Annotated in this window: 11 protein-coding genes and 1 riboswitch; of the genes, 5 read left to right on the top strand and 6 right to left on the bottom strand. The window is 63.3% G+C overall.

From position 1 onward, the window contains the following. The first annotated feature begins 130 nt into the window (after positions 1-130). The 3 genes from BLJAPNOD_RS30090 to thiC all read left to right on the top strand — a co-directional run bounded on the left by BLJAPNOD_RS30090 (position 131) and on the right by thiC (position 5565). A complete protein-coding gene (locus tag BLJAPNOD_RS30090) occupies positions 131-1999 on the top strand; it encodes a sensor histidine kinase (protein WP_115422471.1) in 1869 nt (622 codons plus the stop codon). Between the two features lie 3 nt (positions 2000-2002). Then, positions 2003-3367 (top strand): sigma-54 dependent transcriptional regulator, encoded by a 1365-nt coding sequence (locus tag BLJAPNOD_RS30085; RefSeq protein ID WP_077501344.1) that lies wholly within the window; start codon positions 2003-2005, stop codon positions 3365-3367. Positions 3368-3518: 151 nt separating this feature from the next. After that, a riboswitch (TPP riboswitch) is annotated at positions 3519-3650 on the top strand. Between the two features lie 94 nt (positions 3651-3744). Next, entirely contained in the window at positions 3745-5565 is a 1821-nt protein-coding gene (gene thiC, locus BLJAPNOD_RS30080; protein WP_115422470.1) for a phosphomethylpyrimidine synthase ThiC, read from the top strand. A 130-nt stretch (positions 5566-5695) separates the two neighbouring features. On the opposite strand, the gene BLJAPNOD_RS30075 is transcribed toward thiC, so the two are convergent. Genes BLJAPNOD_RS30075 through BLJAPNOD_RS30065 form a run of 3 tightly spaced genes read right to left on the bottom strand, consistent with a single transcriptional unit; the run spans position 5696 to position 9365 of the window. Next, entirely contained in the window at positions 5696-6934 is a 1239-nt protein-coding gene (locus BLJAPNOD_RS30075) for a Zn-dependent hydrolase (RefSeq protein WP_115422740.1), read from the bottom strand. Positions 6935-6978: 44 nt separating this feature from the next. Further along, the gene (locus tag BLJAPNOD_RS30070; RefSeq protein WP_115422739.1) at positions 6979-8151 is read right to left on the bottom strand and encodes a M20 aminoacylase family protein; all 1173 of its coding nucleotides are present in this window, start codon (positions 8149-8151) and stop codon (positions 6979-6981) included. 5 nt (positions 8152-8156) lie between these two features. Continuing rightward, the gene (locus tag BLJAPNOD_RS30065; protein ID WP_115422469.1) at positions 8157-9365 is read right to left on the bottom strand and encodes a diaminopropionate ammonia-lyase; all 1209 of its coding nucleotides are present in this window, start codon (positions 9363-9365) and stop codon (positions 8157-8159) included. A gap of 105 nt (positions 9366-9470) precedes the next feature. Here BLJAPNOD_RS30065 and BLJAPNOD_RS30060 point away from each other — a divergent pair, with 105 nt between their 5' ends. Further along, positions 9471-9965 carry an Lrp/AsnC family transcriptional regulator gene (locus BLJAPNOD_RS30060; protein WP_077501339.1) on the top strand — a complete coding sequence of 165 codons (495 nt, stop codon included), beginning with the start codon at positions 9471-9473 and terminating at the stop codon, positions 9963-9965. A 3-nt stretch (positions 9966-9968) separates the two neighbouring features. Here BLJAPNOD_RS30060 and BLJAPNOD_RS30055 read toward each other — a convergent pair whose 3' ends face one another. Together BLJAPNOD_RS30055 and BLJAPNOD_RS30050 are read right to left on the bottom strand one after the other, a co-directional pair. After that, positions 9969-10775: an anti-sigma factor gene (locus BLJAPNOD_RS30055; RefSeq protein ID WP_115422468.1), complete on the bottom strand. Its 807-nt coding sequence runs from the start codon at positions 10773-10775 to the stop codon at positions 9969-9971. Continuing rightward, the gene (locus BLJAPNOD_RS30050) at positions 10772-11314 is read right to left on the bottom strand and encodes an RNA polymerase sigma factor (RefSeq protein WP_115422467.1); all 543 of its coding nucleotides are present in this window, start codon (positions 11312-11314) and stop codon (positions 10772-10774) included. The genes BLJAPNOD_RS30055 and BLJAPNOD_RS30050 overlap by 4 nt, the downstream gene beginning before the upstream one ends. Before the next feature lie 157 nt (positions 11315-11471). Here BLJAPNOD_RS30050 and BLJAPNOD_RS30045 point away from each other — a divergent pair, with 157 nt between their 5' ends. Then, on the top strand, positions 11472-12881 hold the full coding sequence (locus BLJAPNOD_RS30045) for a S8 family serine peptidase (protein WP_115422466.1): 1410 nt from the start codon (positions 11472-11474) through the stop codon (positions 12879-12881). 136 nt (positions 12882-13017) lie between these two features. Here BLJAPNOD_RS30045 and BLJAPNOD_RS30040 read toward each other — a convergent pair whose 3' ends face one another. Then, a complete protein-coding gene (locus BLJAPNOD_RS30040; RefSeq protein WP_115422465.1) occupies positions 13018-14190 on the bottom strand; it encodes a glycerate kinase in 1173 nt (390 codons plus the stop codon). Positions 14191-14320: the final 130 nt, after the last annotated feature.

Below are 14320 nucleotides of genomic sequence, written 5' to 3'. Positions count from 1 at the left end.
TGGGCGTGCCAGATCGCGTCGCGGCCAATCAAGCCATTGAAATTCCGATAAATTTCAGGAGATTGCCCACCGGGCACACAAAGATTTGAGCGAATATCCGCACAGACACTCTGGAACTTTGGGCGGAATAATGCACAATTCCGCCATGCCCATACCCGCCTCGCCCACCATAAAACCAGCCGATCCAGACCGGCACATGCGCCGTGCCTGGCTGATTTTTGCAGCGGTCGCTTTGGCTCTGCTGGCAGCGGGCCTTTTTGTCGCCGGCGAATATGGGCGAAAGAAGGCGCTTGAAACCGTCGACATCCAGAGCCGCATCGATGCCAATCTGAAGGCTTCGCTGCTGCGCGCCGTGCTCGAACGCCAGCGCGCATTGCCCCTGGTGTTGGCCGATGACGTCGAGGTGAAGGCCGCCCTCGAAAAGCGTGGCGAGCAGCCCTTGCAACGGCTCGACCAAAAGCTCGAGGCGCTGGCCGCCAATACGGATGCGGCGGTGATCTACGCGATCGGCCTCGACGGCGTGGCGGTCGCGGCAAGCAACTGGCGCGAGCCGACCAGCTTCGTCGGCAACGACTACGCTTTTCGCGAATACTTCCGGATGGCGATGCGCGACGGCAAGGCCGAGCATTTCGCCATGGGCAACGTCAGCAAGCGGCCGGGCCTTTATATTTCGAGACGTGTCGACGGGCCTGGCGGCCCGATCGGCGTCATCGTCGCCAAGCTCGAATTCGACGGGGTCGAGGCCGATTGGCTCGCCTCCGGCAAGCCGGTCTATGTCACCGACCGGCGGGGCATCGTGCTGATCACAAGCTTCCCGTCGTGGCGTTTCATGACCACCCGCAACATCCCCCCGGATCGGGTTGCAACCCTCCGCGACAGCCTGCAGTTCGGCGATGCCTCGCTGCTGCCCCTGCCGTTTCGACGGATCGAGCCGACAAGCGATGGATCGAGCATCCTGAGCGCACTTCTGCCCGGCAGCAGCGAGAATCAATATCTCAGGGTCGAGACGATGGTTCCCTCGACCAGTTGGCGGCTGGAGCAACTGGCGCCGCTGGATGCTGCTTTGAGCGCGGCGAGCCGCGAGGCGCGACTGCTGGCGCTCGCCCTGTTGCTGCCGCTGATTGCGCTTGCCGCCTTCCTGCTTCGTCGGCGCCAATCGTTGACGCAGGTTGCAGCCAGCGAACGGGCCGCACGCGACGAACTGGAACGCCGGGTGACCGAACGGACGCGGGACCTCAGCCTCGCCCGCGATCACCTGGAAAACGAGATCGCCGACCATCGGCGCACCGGCGAAAAGCTGCAAGCGGTACAGCAGGAACTCGTCCAGGCCAACCGGCTGGCGATCCTCGGCCAGGTGGCCGCAGGCGTCGCCCACGAGATCAACCAGCCGGTCGCAACCATCCGCGCCTATGCCGACAACGCCCGCACCTTCCTCGACCGCGGACAGAAGGAAACTGCGATCGAAAATCTCGAAAGCATCGCCACGCTGACAGAGCGGGTCGGCACGATCACAGACGAGCTGCGCAGCTTCGCGCGAAAGGGCCGCTTCGTCGCGGAGCCGACGGCGATGCGCGAAGTGATCGAAGGCGCACGCATGCTGCTGCGCAGCCGTTTTGCCGGCCGCATGGACGCGATCGTCATCGACCTGCCTGACAATGGGCTCAACGTGCTTGGCAATCGCATCCGTCTTGAACAGGTCTTGATCAACCTCCTGCAGAATGCCCTTGAAGCCCTCGGCGACCGGACGGACGCGGAGATCCGCGTGAGCTGCGCGTTGGGTCCGTCAGACACGGTTCTTCTTGTTGTCGCCGACAACGGCCCGGGCATAAGACCGGATATCCTTGAAGACCTGTTCACCCCGTTCAACACCTCCAAGGATGAGGGTCTCGGTCTCGGCCTCGCCATCTCCAAGGAGATCGTCGTCGACTATGGCGGCGATATCGACGTCAAGACCGGCCCCGATGGCACCGTCTTCACCGTACGCCTGAAGAGGGCCTGAGCAATGCAGCAATCCGTATGCCTCGTCGACGACGACAGCGACCTCAGGAAGGCGATGACGCAGACGCTGGAGCTTGCCGGTTTGACCGTCATGGCCTTTCCCGGCGCTGCGGAAGCGCTCGCCGTGCTCGGCCCAGACTTTGCCGGTATCGTCATTAGCGATATCCGCATGCCGGGGATCGACGGCCTGACGCTGTTTCGCCGCATCGCCGGCTTCGATCCCGACCTTCCCGTCATTTTGGTCACCGGCCACGGCGACATCCCCATGGCCGTCCAGGCCCTGCAGGACGGCGTCTACGATTTCATCCCCAAACCCTTTGCCGCCGAACGCCTGGTGCAGAGCGCGCGTCGCGCCTTGGAAAAACGCCGACTGGTGATGGAGAACCGTGCACTGAAACGCGCTGCCGAAACAGCAGGCGAAAGCCTGCCGCTGATTGGCCAGACCCCTGTCATGGAACGCTTGCGCCAGACGTTGCGACATATCGCCGACACCGACGTCGACGTGCTTGTTGCCGGCGAGACCGGCAGCGGCAAGGAAGTGGTCGCGACACTGCTGCACAAATGGAGCCGGCGCCGCGACGGGAATTTCGTGGCGCTCAACTGCGGCGCGCTGCCGGAAACGGTGATCGAAAGCGAACTCTTCGGCCACGAACAAGGTGCTTTTACCGGCGCGCTTAAGAAACGCATCGGCCGTATCGAGCATGCGAGCGGCGGCACGCTTTTCCTCGACGAAATCGAAGCCATGCCACCGGCGACGCAGGTGAAGATGCTGCGCGTGCTCGAAGCCCGCGAAATCACCCCGCTCGGCACCAATCTCGTCCGCCCCGTTGATATCCGCGTGATCGCCGCGGCCAAGATCGATCTCGGCGATCCAGCCCAACGGGGCGATTTCCGCGAGGATCTCTATTTCCGGCTGAATGTCGTCACGCTTTCGATCCCGCCATTGCGCGAGCGCCGGGACGATATCCCGCTTCTCTTTTCGCATTTCCTGACGCGGGCGGCGGAACGCTTCAAGCGCGACGTGGCGGATATCTCGCCAGCCGTGCGCCACCACCTGATGTCCCATTCCTGGCCGGGCAATGTGCGCGAGCTCTCGCATTTCGCCGAACGCGTCGCCCTTGGCGTCGAAGGTGCGCTCGGACAAGCGACCGCCAGCGCGTCCTTACCCGGCAGCGCCCTGCCCGAACGACTCGAGCGCTATGAGGCGGAAATCCTGAAAGAGGTGCTGCGGGCGCAGCGCGGCGACGTCAAGGCGACGATCGAGGCGCTCGGCATTCCGCGCAAGACCTTCTACGACAAGCTGCAGCGGCACGGCATCAACCGGGCGGACTATGCCGAGCGCCCGGCATCCGAAAAGCCTGTTCGCTAAAACATTTCCTAAGAGCGCGAAGCGGCATTTTGCCAGAAAACGCGCCAAGAGAGCATCCAAACCGGACACAGCCTGCCGCACGATCAACAGGCGAAGGCCACAACCTTCGGATTAGCGCTTGACGGCGCATCCGGATCGATGGCTATCTCACGACATTCACCAGGGGGGTCCCGTCAAGGGGCTGAGATTCTGCTGGTCGGACCGGCTTTGCCGACCGAGGCGCAGTGACCCGTTGAACCTGATCCAGTTCATACTGGCGTAGGGACGGTGCAGACATCGACGCCACGATTCCGCCATTCCCGCGGAATTTCGGGCGGACGTGTCTTTTCCTTCCGGCTTCAGAACTGGGTCTCCAACCGCAAACTTGGAGCCTCATCATGAATATTGCCACCAACCCCGCAGACCTCTCCGTCACCAAAGGCCCTCTTCCCGCCTCGAAAAAGGTCTATAAGTCAGGGACGATCCATCCCGAGATCCGCGTGCCGATGCGCGAGATTGCCCTGCACCCGACGTCGGGCGAGCCGCCGGTCACGGTCTATGATGCCTCCGGCCCCTACACCGTCGAAGACGCAAACATCCGCATCGAGGACGGCCTGCCACGACCGCGCCGCAACTGGATCATTGCGCGCGGCGATGTCGAAGCCTACGACGGACGCAGCGTTCGACCGGAGGATAACGGCTTTGCGACCGGCGAGCGGCTGACGCCGACCTTTCCCTTCCGTCACCCGCCGCTGCGCGCAACCGGCCGGCGCGCGGTGACACAGCTTGCCTATGCACGTGCCGGCATCATCACGCCGGAGATGGAGTTCGTCGCCATCCGCGAAAATATCGGTCGCGACGCCGCACGCCCCACATCGCGCGACGGCGAAAGCTTCGGCGCCCATATCCCCGATCACGTCACGGCCGAGTTCGTCCGTCAGGAGATTGCCAGCGGCCGCGCCGTGCTGCCGGCCAACATCAACCACCCGGAATCGGAACCGATGATCATCGGCCGGAACTTCCTGGTGAAGATCAACGCCAATATCGGCAATTCGGCCGTCACATCCTCAATGGCCGAGGAAGTGGAGAAGATGGTCTGGGCAACGCGCTGGGGCGCCGATACGGTCATGGACCTTTCGACCGGGCGCAACATCCACAACATCCGCGAATGGATCATCCGCAACTCGCCCGTGCCGATCGGCACCGTGCCGCTCTACCAGGCATTGGAAAAGGTCAACGGCATCGCCGAGGATCTCACATGGGAGGTCTATCGCGACACGCTGATCGAGCAGGCGGAACAGGGCGTCGACTACTTCACCATCCATGCCGGTGTCAGGCTTCATTATATTCCGCTCACCGTCGACCGCGTCACCGGCATTGTCTCGCGCGGCGGTTCGATCATGGCCAAATGGTGCCTGCACCACCACAAGGAGAGCTTTCTCTACGAGCACTTCGAAGAGATCTGCGACATCTGCCGCGCCTATGACGTCTCATTCTCGCTCGGTGACGGCCTGCGCCCCGGCTCGATTGCGGACGCCAACGACGCGGCACAATTTGCCGAGCTGGAAACGCTGGGCGAGCTGACGAAGATCGCCTGGGCCAAAGACTGCCAGGTGATGATCGAGGGACCCGGCCACGTGCCGATGCACAAGATCAAGGAAAACATGGACAAGCAGCTCGCGGTCTGCGGCGAGGCGCCGTTCTACACGCTCGGACCGCTGACGACCGACATCGCGCCCGGCTACGACCACATCACCTCAGGGATCGGTGCGGCGATGATCGGCTGGTTCGGCACCGCCATGCTCTGCTACGTGACGCCGAAGGAACATCTGGGTCTGCCCGACCGCAATGACGTGAAGACCGGGGTGATCACCTACAAGATCGCCGCTCACGCCGCAGACCTCGCCAAAGGGCACCCGGCCGCCCGCACCCGTGACGACGCCCTCTCGCGCGCCCGTTTCGAGTTCCGCTGGGAGGACCAGTTCAATCTGTCGCTCGACCCTGAAACGGCACGCTCCTTCCACGACGAGACCCTACCGAAGGAGGCGCACAAGGTCGCGCATTTCTGCTCCATGTGTGGGCCGAAATTCTGCTCCATGCGGATCTCGCACGACATCCGCGCCGAGGCGCAGAAGGAAGGTTTTCAGGCGATGGCGGCAAAGTTTCGCGAGGGGGGCGACCTCTATATGCCGGTAAAGGAAGCTGCGGCCAAAGGATAGCGACGACGGCAGAAGGGTCGGCAACGGCCCTTCTCACTTTTGTCGGGCTTCGCTGCTGTTTGCCACTCATGCGCCACCCCTCCCACCTGATCACCAATCCACAGGACACCCACGAATGCGGTTGCCCTATCTATCGGCCGCCAGCGATCCTCCTGACCACATCGAGCAGAACATTGGCGCCGGCGACGAGCTCGGTCGCATCCGTGTGCTCGCGCGGATTGTGGCTGATGCCGTCGCGGCTCGGAACGAAGATCATCGCCGCCGGTGCGATGCGCGCAATCATCTGGGCGTCGTGGCCGGCGCCGGAGGTCATCCGCCGGTTCTTCAGCCCACGGGTGATCGCCGACGCCTCAATCATTTCGACGATGCCAGGATCGAATGTGACCGGCTCGAAGCGCGCTAGCCGCTCGACCGTAACCGTCACGCCTTCCTCTGCCGTGATCACCCGCAATTCTGAGGCAAGCGCATTTTCTAGCGCCTGCAGACGATCCTCGTCCGGGTCGCGCAGGTCGACGGTAAAGATTGCCCGCGAGGGAATGACGTTGATCGCGTCCGGCTCGAAGCGCATGGTTCCGATCGTTGCTACGCTCGGCGCGTTCGATCGCGCGATATGATCGCGCAGGAACAGGCCGACACGCGCGGCGGCAAGGCCCGCATCGCAACGCATCGCCATCGGCGTCGTGCCAGCATGGTTTGCGACACCGTCAATGGTGATGCGCTGCCAGGAAATCCCTTGCAGGTTTTCGACCGCACCGATCGTCATCGCTTCGCGCTCCAGCACCGGCCCCTGCTCGATATGCAGCTCGACATAGGCATGGGGTTTCAGAGAGCCTGGCTCGACAGTGCCGGCATAGCCGATACGCGCCAGTTCCGACCCGAGCACCGTGCCATCGGTTCCGACTGTCGCTAGCGCTTCTTCGACGCCAAGACCTCCGACATGGACCAGCGACCCCAGCATATCGGGCGCGTAGCGCACGCCCTCTTCGTTGGTGAAGGCGGCAACGACGATTGGACGGGCAGGCTCAAAACCCTGCTCTTTCAGCGTCTCGATTACTTCGAGCCCGGCCAGCACGCCGTAGCAGCCGTCATAGATGCCGGCATTGATGACCGTGTCGATATGCGAGCCCAGCATCAACGGCAGTTGCCCGGCATTTTCCTGGCTCTGCCAGATGCCGAAGATATTGCCGATCCGGTCGAAGGCGACGTCGAGACCTGCGGCTTCCAGCCAGCCGACAAGACGATCCCGCCCCTGCTTCTCAGTGTCAGACGCTGCCAGCCGGGTGAGCTGGCCCCGATCGTCGCGCCCGATTGCGCCGAGGTCCTGGATGCGTGCCAGCAGACGCTCGGCATTGATGGAAGGATGAAGCATATGGGTATCGCTTTCGACAGTACTGATATTGGGCATGAAGATCGTCATTGCCCGGTATCCGGCGCGGCCAGTCGCTGCCGGGTAATTTCGGCATGGAACCGGGCGCCGTAGATCAAGGCATCATCATTGAAGTCGTAATGCGGATTGTGCAGCGGCGCGGATTGCCGGCCGTTGCCGATGAAGACGAAGCAGCCCGGCACATGTTCGAGAAACCGCGCAAAATCCTCCGATCCGGTCATGGGCTCGGCGGCAACCGCGACATTCTCCGCCCCGAACACTACACCGGCTGCAGCGAACGCATGATCGACAAGCGAGGGATCGTTGAGCAGCGGCACGAACTCGCGCGTATAGGTCACCTCGACCTCGCAGCCATAGGCATCCGCAGTTCCCTTGGCGATCGTGCGCATCTGCTGCTCGATCTTGGCACTGACCTCGGGCCGAAAGCTGCGCGCATCGCCGAGAATCCGAGAGAGACCTGGCAAGGCGTTGCGCGTGCCGTCCGTGACCAGTTCCGTGACCGAGACGACGGCGATATCGGCAGGAGAAAGCCGTCGCGAAACGATGGTCTGCAGATTGACGACCGTGGAGCAGGCCGCGACCAGCGTCTCGTTGCCGAAGTGCGGCCGGGCCGCGTGTCCGCCGACGCCCTTGAGCGTGATCTCGAAATTGTCCTCGGCCGACATGATGGCGCCCGGACGGGTCTCGAACTTGCCGACGGGAAGACCCGGCATGTTGTGCAGGCCATAGATTTCGTCAAAGGGAAAGCGCTCCATCAAGCCGTCGGCGAGCATGGCAAGCGCACCCTTCCCCCATTCTTCTGCCGGCTGGAAGATGAAGCGTACGGCGCCATCGAATCCACCCTCTTCGGCCAGCAGCTTTGCCGCCCCAAGCAGCATCGCCGTGTGGCCGTCATGGCCGCAAGCGTGCATTGTACCCGGCCGGGTGGAGCAATAGGCAGCCGTCCCCTGCTCTGTTATGCGCAACGCGTCCATGTCGGCGCGCAGGGCTATCGCGCGGTTCCCTGTTCCACGCCGCAGCGTGCCGACGACGCCGGTGCCACCGACACCTTCGACAACCTCGTCCAGACCGAACTCCCGCAGCTTGGCAGCAACGAAGGCTGCCGTCCGTTTCTCCTCGAAACCGAATTCCGGGTGAGCATGCAGATCGTGACGCCATACCGTCATATCCGCCACAAGCCTGTCGTTCGTGCTTGTCATCCGCATCACACCCTTTCCATGCTCAAAGCCCCGGCGACCTCAGCGGGTGCGAGACCGACCAGTTCTTCATACCGCTCCGGATCCGTGGCGCCTTCCGTATTGATCACCAGGATCCGCGAACTGGCATCGAGGCCGAGGGCGGCACGCATGTTCGGATCTCCGGCAACCGTGACAAGGCCGGCCAGACCGACACCGCCGCTTTCGCCGGCAACGATTGCCGGATCACCACCTTTCGGGCGAGCCAGACGGTTCATGATCGATACGGCATCCTCCTCGTCGACCGTCATGAAGGCGCAGGCGACGCGCGAAAGAATACGCCAGGCGACAAGAGAAGGCTCGTAGCATTCAAGCATGGCCATGACGGTCGGCTCGCCATGCGCCACTTTGACCGGATACCCGGCCTTTGCCGTTTCCAGCAGGCAGGCGGCTCGAGCCGGCTCGACGACGACGAAGCGGGGCCGGTCGGGACCGTAGCGGAGCGCCAGATGTCCCGCCGTTGCCGCGGCGATGCCGCCGACGCCGGCCTGGACGAAGACATGGGTTGGCGGCGTCCCGATCTCCCGCAAGGCCTCGCACAGGAGTGCCATGTAGCCCTGCATCACCAGTCCGGGAATGTATTCGTAGCCCGGCCAGGACGTGTCTGAGACAACCGTCCATCCGCGCTCGTCACAGACCTTTGCGGCAAACTCGACCGAGTCGTCGTAGGTTCCTTCGACGCGGACGATCTCGGCGCCATAATGCGCAATGGCGTCTATGCGTTGCTGACTGACGCCGGCATGGACGAAGATCACCGACTTCGCTCCCACAAGCTCAGCACCCATCGCCACCGATCGACCGTGATTGCCGTCCGTGGCGCAACCGAACGTCATCTCTCGGGCAACCGCGCGAACGTCGTCACGCGCCAGATCGTCGATGTCGACCTCCCGGCCGGTCCGCTTTCGAGCTTCGTCAAGCACCAGACGGATCACCGCATAGGACCCGCCGAGTGCCTTGAAGCTGCCAAGCCCGAGCCGATGGCCCTCGTCCTTGACCAAGATCGCGCCGACGCCGAGCTCGCTCGCAAGCGCAGGCAAGGAATGAAGCGGTGTCGGCCGGTGGTTATCACGGCGGGAGAGCTGGCGCTCGACCTCAGCGGCAGCGGCAATCGAAAGCATTTCGGCATCTTGCGGAAGCAGCGACGATCCGAAATCGGCATGGTGGTTGCGAATAAGCATGCGGGGCAATCTCCCTGTTTGGTGAAATTCTATTTCAGCTCGAGAGAGAAATGCGCTCTAAATGGCGACTTCGAATGCAAGTTTGTAAACAACAGCGAGGAAACGATGGCCGTTTCAAAGACCGCACCGGCGGAGCTCGACCGCTTCGATCTGGCGATCCTGGCAATCCTGCAGCAAGACAACACGACACCACAGCGGCAGATCGGCGAGGCCGTCAACCTGTCTGCCCCTGCAGTGCAGCGGCGGATCAAGCGCATGGAGGAAACAGGCGTCATTCGCAGCAATGTCGCGGTGATCGACCCGGCCCGGGTCAACCAGGCACTGACGATCCTGGTCGAGGTGGAGGTGGAAAGCGAGCAGATCGATCTGCTCGATGCGGCCAAGGCGGCATTTTCGGCGGCACCCGAAGTGCAGCAATGCTATTACGTCACGGGCGACGTGGATTTCATGCTGGTCGTGATCGTGCCGACGATGGCCGATTACGAGGCCTTCACCCGCCGCATGTTCTTCGGTAACCCGAACATCCGGCGCTTCCGAACCTTTGTGACCATGGATCGCGTCAAGGTCGGCCTCTCCGTACCGGTGGAAAAGCCGCGCTGAACACTATTTGCGGCCAGCGAGCGCCTTCTTCTCGGCTTCTGCCTCAAGCGGTGCACCGGCCCCGATCGAGGTCAGATAGGCATCGACGGTTTCAAGCGACGACGCCGGCGCGAAGCCTTCGCCGCTTTCCGGCGTGACGATCGCCAGCTGCGTTTGCCAGCCGCCGGCGCTGCGGCAGGCGACCGAGACGAAATCCGGCTGGTCCGGCCGCTTCATTTCATATTCGCGGCAAATCTGCTCGCCACTCGCCTCAAACGTCGAAATCAACCGAACCCGCCCTTCACCGATCGCGATTTCCTCGCCGGAGGCGCGCTGGTCGAGAATGCCCGACACGACCGGATCGACGAGGCCTGCAACCTGCAGGCTCCCGACATCCGTCGTGCCTGCCCCGCCGGCAAAATACCCTCCGACGCCACCGACGACGATGAGAAGCGATGCGGCCAACGCCATCATCAGCTGCGACGGACGGCGCGGGGTCTGAGCCGTTGGCTCCGGCCGGCGGAAGGCAATGATGTTGTCCGCACTCGCACTGTCGTTAGCCGCGTCAGCGGCCCGGCTGCCGTCGTTGCGCGCTGTCGCCTTGGCGGCCATCGCGCGGACGTTCTCAACCAGTTGATCTGGAACCGGCTCGTCGAGCATCGGCTTTAGCGCCTGGCTCGCGGCCGCCCGCGTTTCCATGAACATCGCAACACGCGCCATCAAATCGTCGTCCGTCTCCAGCACTGCCTCGACGCGGCGCGTCGTCTCGTCGTCGAGTTCGCCATCGGCAAAGGCCATCAGGATTTCATCGGTGAATACCATGTCACTCATCTCGCCCCACCTCTCATATCCGGTGAACGCGCTGCCTCCGGTTCTATTCCCGCGGCTTCAGCAAGTTTCTTGCGGGCGCGGGCAAGCCTGCTCATCACCGTACCGATGGGAATGCCGAGCACCTCGGCCGCCTCCCTGTAGGAAAGATCCTCCACGCAGGTCAGCAACAACACCTCGCGCTGTTCCAGCACGAGATCATCGATGGCAGCCGCCACGCTTTTTAGCGTCATGCGCGCCTCTGACCCCGCTTCGCCGGATGGAACGGCCAGCTCCGGCTGCGCGTCGATCTCCTCGCTCGAACCGGCCGTCTTCTGGCGGCGAAGCTGGTCTATCCACAGGTTGCGCAGGATGCGGAACATCCAGGCATCGAAACGCGTACCCTCCTCGAACCGCTCCGAACCCAAAAGCGCCTTTTCGCAAGCCGCCTGCACCAAGTCGTCGGCGATATCGCGGGAGCGGCAGAGCGAGATGGCAAAGCGGCGCAGGTTGGGCAGGAAAGCGACAAGGCGCTCGCCGAAGGCGATGTCCTGATCGGTCATCTCATGTTCCTTCCGGCGCTTCGACGGGCACGCGGGGAATAATTTGTCCATTCATCCGTTGAGCGATATGGGAAGCACACGCAAAAGTCACCACCGTCGGGCCTGCCTTTCACGGTAAGCTGATCCGCTCCGGCACAGTTGGGACAAGGAGAAAGCCTTGAAAAGACACCTGCTTCGATTGACCGCCGCATCGATCTGCGGGCTGGCTGTCGCCAATGGTGACCTCGCGCCAACAGGGATTACCGGCTCCAAGACCGTCAAGTCCTTCGCGTTCATCGCCTCGGCTCACGCGGACGATGATGACGGCGGCGGGGATGATGATGACGGTGGCGGTGGCGGCGGTTCATCGTCGAGTCGATCCTCCGATCGCGGTTCCGGCAGCGTCTGGCGCGGTGGCGGCAATCTGCTCGACCTCTTCCGGGGCGCACCGGAAAAACGGACTGCCCGACGTCCTCCGCCCGCGCGCAAACCGACCCATGTACCCGGCGAGATCATCGCCCTTGGGCTCGATGACACCGCGATCCAGCGCCTCGGAGAACGCGGTTTCACGGCCCGGGCGCGCCAATCTCTCGGGCTTTCCGGTTCGGAGATCGTCAAGCTTTCGATACCGTCGGGCATGACGCTCGATGCCGCGCGCCTGGAAGTCGCGGTTTCCTCTCCCAGTGCCGTCGCCGATCTCAACCATTACTTCGAGCCGAATGAAGGCGCCACGCAGCCGACGCCATGCGGCGAAGGGCGATGTGCACTTGTGCGAACCGCCATCGGCTGGCCTGGGCCCGATGCCGGGAAGGCCTGCACCGCCGCCGGTCCTATCGGCCTGATCGACACCGCAATCAATCCCGACCATCCGGCGCTTCAGGGCGTCGATCTCGACATCATCCGTCTGGCAGCCGACGAGGCGCCAGAGTCTGGACGCCAGCACGGCACTGCCGTTGCAGCCCTCATTGCCGGCCGGCAGGACAGCCGGGCGCCCGGCTTGTTGCGCGACGCACGATTGATCGCGGTCGACGCCTTCCAGAAGACGAAAGGTGATGCTGATGTCGCCGAGACCTACGATCTGGTCAGGGCGATCGATCTTCTGGCGTCCCGAGGCGTGACGGTGATCAACATGAGCCTTTCGGGACCACATAACCAGTTGCTTGAGAAAACCGTCGGGCTGGTCGCGAAGCGCAACATCCTGCAGGTGGCGGCCGCTGGCAATGACGGCCCCAGGGCAAAGCCCGTCTATCCCGCCGCCTACCCCGAACTGATTGCGGTCACTGCCGTCGACCGCAATTTCCGCCCCTATCGCCGCGCGGCACAGGGCGAGCACATCGACGTTGCGGCGCTCGGCACCGGCGTGTGGACTGCCGCATCCGTCGATGGCGGCCGGCCGCGCACCGGCACGTCCTTCGCAGCGCCATTCGTCACGGCAGCGGTTGCCATTCTAAGGGCTTCGAACCCTTCGCTATCTGCCGAAGAGATCGGCAAGCTCGTGGCACAAACGGCTGAGGATGTCGGCGCACCCGGCAAGGATCCGGTGTTCGGCTGGGGTGTTCTGAACGCGCGCGAACTCTGCCGCTCATAACCGCTGATTTCTTTTGCCGCGGAGTGCGTTGACCGCCTGACGGTTTCCGGTTCTGCCCAATGAAAATAGCTCCGGCGGAAAGAAGGTGTCGCATTGCACACCTCCTTTCCGCCGGAGCCGTCATGCCCTGAAGTGATCAGGCGGCAAGACCTCGCTCGGTGAGCAGCATGCCGACGCGCACCATGCGCACGGCATCTTCCGCGGCGCGCACCAGCAGTTTCGGCGCCGCATTGATCGCGTCGTCCAGAGTGCAGGGCGCCTTCAGGATCGAGGCGAAGGCATCGATGCCGTGCTCGAAGTTCAGGGTGACGCCCTTGCCGATCGTGCCGGCCAGCGCGATGACCGGACGTCCGGCCTCCTTGGCGCGATGGCCGACTTCTGCCGGCACCTTGCCGAAAGGCGTCTGGCCATCGAGGCTGCCTTCCGCCGTAATGACCAGATCGGCCCTCGCGATCATGCTGTCGAGATCGAGATATTGCATGACGATGTCGTAGCGCGGATGCAGCTTGCCGCCAAGCAGCCCAAGGACCGCGGCACCGAGACCGCCGGAGGCACCGGCGCCCGGCGCGCTGCCGACGTCGATGCCGGTCGAGCGATGGATCGCCGCGGCATAGGTCTCCATCGCATGCGCCAGCAGTTCGACCTGCTCAGGTGTAGCCCCCTTCTGCGGGCCGAAGACCCGGGCGACGCCGCGCTCTCCGAGCAGCATGTTGTGCCAGTTCACGGCCGCGTCGATCCGAACCTCATTCAGACGCGGGTCTCTTGATGAGAGATCGATGCGGGCCAGTTGACCAAGGGCGCCGCCGCCTGGTGGCAGCGGCCGGCCATCTTTGTCGAAGAGCTCGATCCCAAGCGCCTGCGCCATGCCGGCACCGCCGTCATTGATGCCGCTGTCGCCGCAGCCAAGCAGGATGCGGCGCGCGCCGGCATCGAGTGCCGCCCGGATCAGTTCGCCGACGCCGTAGCTCGAAGTGATGCAGGGATTGCGGCGGTCGCGCGGCACCAGCCTCAGACCCGCGGCGGCGGCCATTTCGATGATGGCAACCGGTTCGTCATGGCCGCCGAGAAATCCGAAATGCGATAGCACCGGTGTGCCGAGCGGTCCGGTAACGACGCATTCGTGTAGCGTGCCGCCGGTAACGGAGACCAGAGCCTTGGTAAAGCCTTCGCCGCCATCGACCATCGGCACTTTCAGAACCTTTGCCTGCGGGCAGGCACGCAGCACGCCCTTCTCGATGCAATCGGCCGCTTCCTCCGCCGACAGGCTTTCCTTGAAACCAGACGGTGCAACCAGAATGGTAAGTGTCATGTGACAGTCTCCTTGCGTTTTTGTGACAATGCGGATGCAAGGGAGAAACGGGCGCTCGGAGACTTTATTCCGCCGGTTGCCAAACTATTTCGCCGTCGATGCGGAAAAGAGCAAAGGCCGGAGCTGACGC

The sequence above is a fragment of the Ensifer sp. M14 genome (genome assembly GCF_003355565.1).
Taxonomy (GTDB): Bacteria; Pseudomonadota; Alphaproteobacteria; order Rhizobiales; family Rhizobiaceae; genus Ensifer.
The sequence above is the reverse complement of the archived record's forward strand: the minus strand, read 5'-3'. Positions and strand labels throughout refer to the sequence as shown.

Coding starts and splice junctions, on each gene's coding strand:
- BLJAPNOD_RS30090 (WP_115422471.1), top strand. CDS start 131: ATGCACAATTCCGCCATGCCCATACCCGCCTCGCCCACCATAAAACCA.
- BLJAPNOD_RS30085 (WP_077501344.1), top strand. CDS start 2,003: ATGCAGCAATCCGTATGCCTCGTCGACGACGACAGCGACCTCAGGAAG.
- thiC (WP_115422470.1), top strand. CDS start 3,745: ATGAATATTGCCACCAACCCCGCAGACCTCTCCGTCACCAAAGGCCCT.
- BLJAPNOD_RS30075 (WP_115422740.1), bottom strand. CDS start 6,934: ATGCTTCATCCTTCCATCAATGCCGAGCGTCTGCTGGCACGCATCCAG.
- BLJAPNOD_RS30070 (WP_115422739.1), bottom strand. CDS start 8,151: ATGACAAGCACGAACGACAGGCTTGTGGCGGATATGACGGTATGGCGT.
- BLJAPNOD_RS30065 (WP_115422469.1), bottom strand. CDS start 9,365: ATGCTTATTCGCAACCACCATGCCGATTTCGGATCGTCGCTGCTTCCG.
- BLJAPNOD_RS30060 (WP_077501339.1), top strand. CDS start 9,471: ATGGCCGTTTCAAAGACCGCACCGGCGGAGCTCGACCGCTTCGATCTG.
- BLJAPNOD_RS30055 (WP_115422468.1), bottom strand. CDS start 10,775: ATGAGTGACATGGTATTCACCGATGAAATCCTGATGGCCTTTGCCGAT.
- BLJAPNOD_RS30050 (WP_115422467.1), bottom strand. CDS start 11,314: ATGACCGATCAGGACATCGCCTTCGGCGAGCGCCTTGTCGCTTTCCTG.
- BLJAPNOD_RS30040 (WP_115422465.1), bottom strand. CDS start 14,190: ATGACACTTACCATTCTGGTTGCACCGTCTGGTTTCAAGGAAAGCCTG.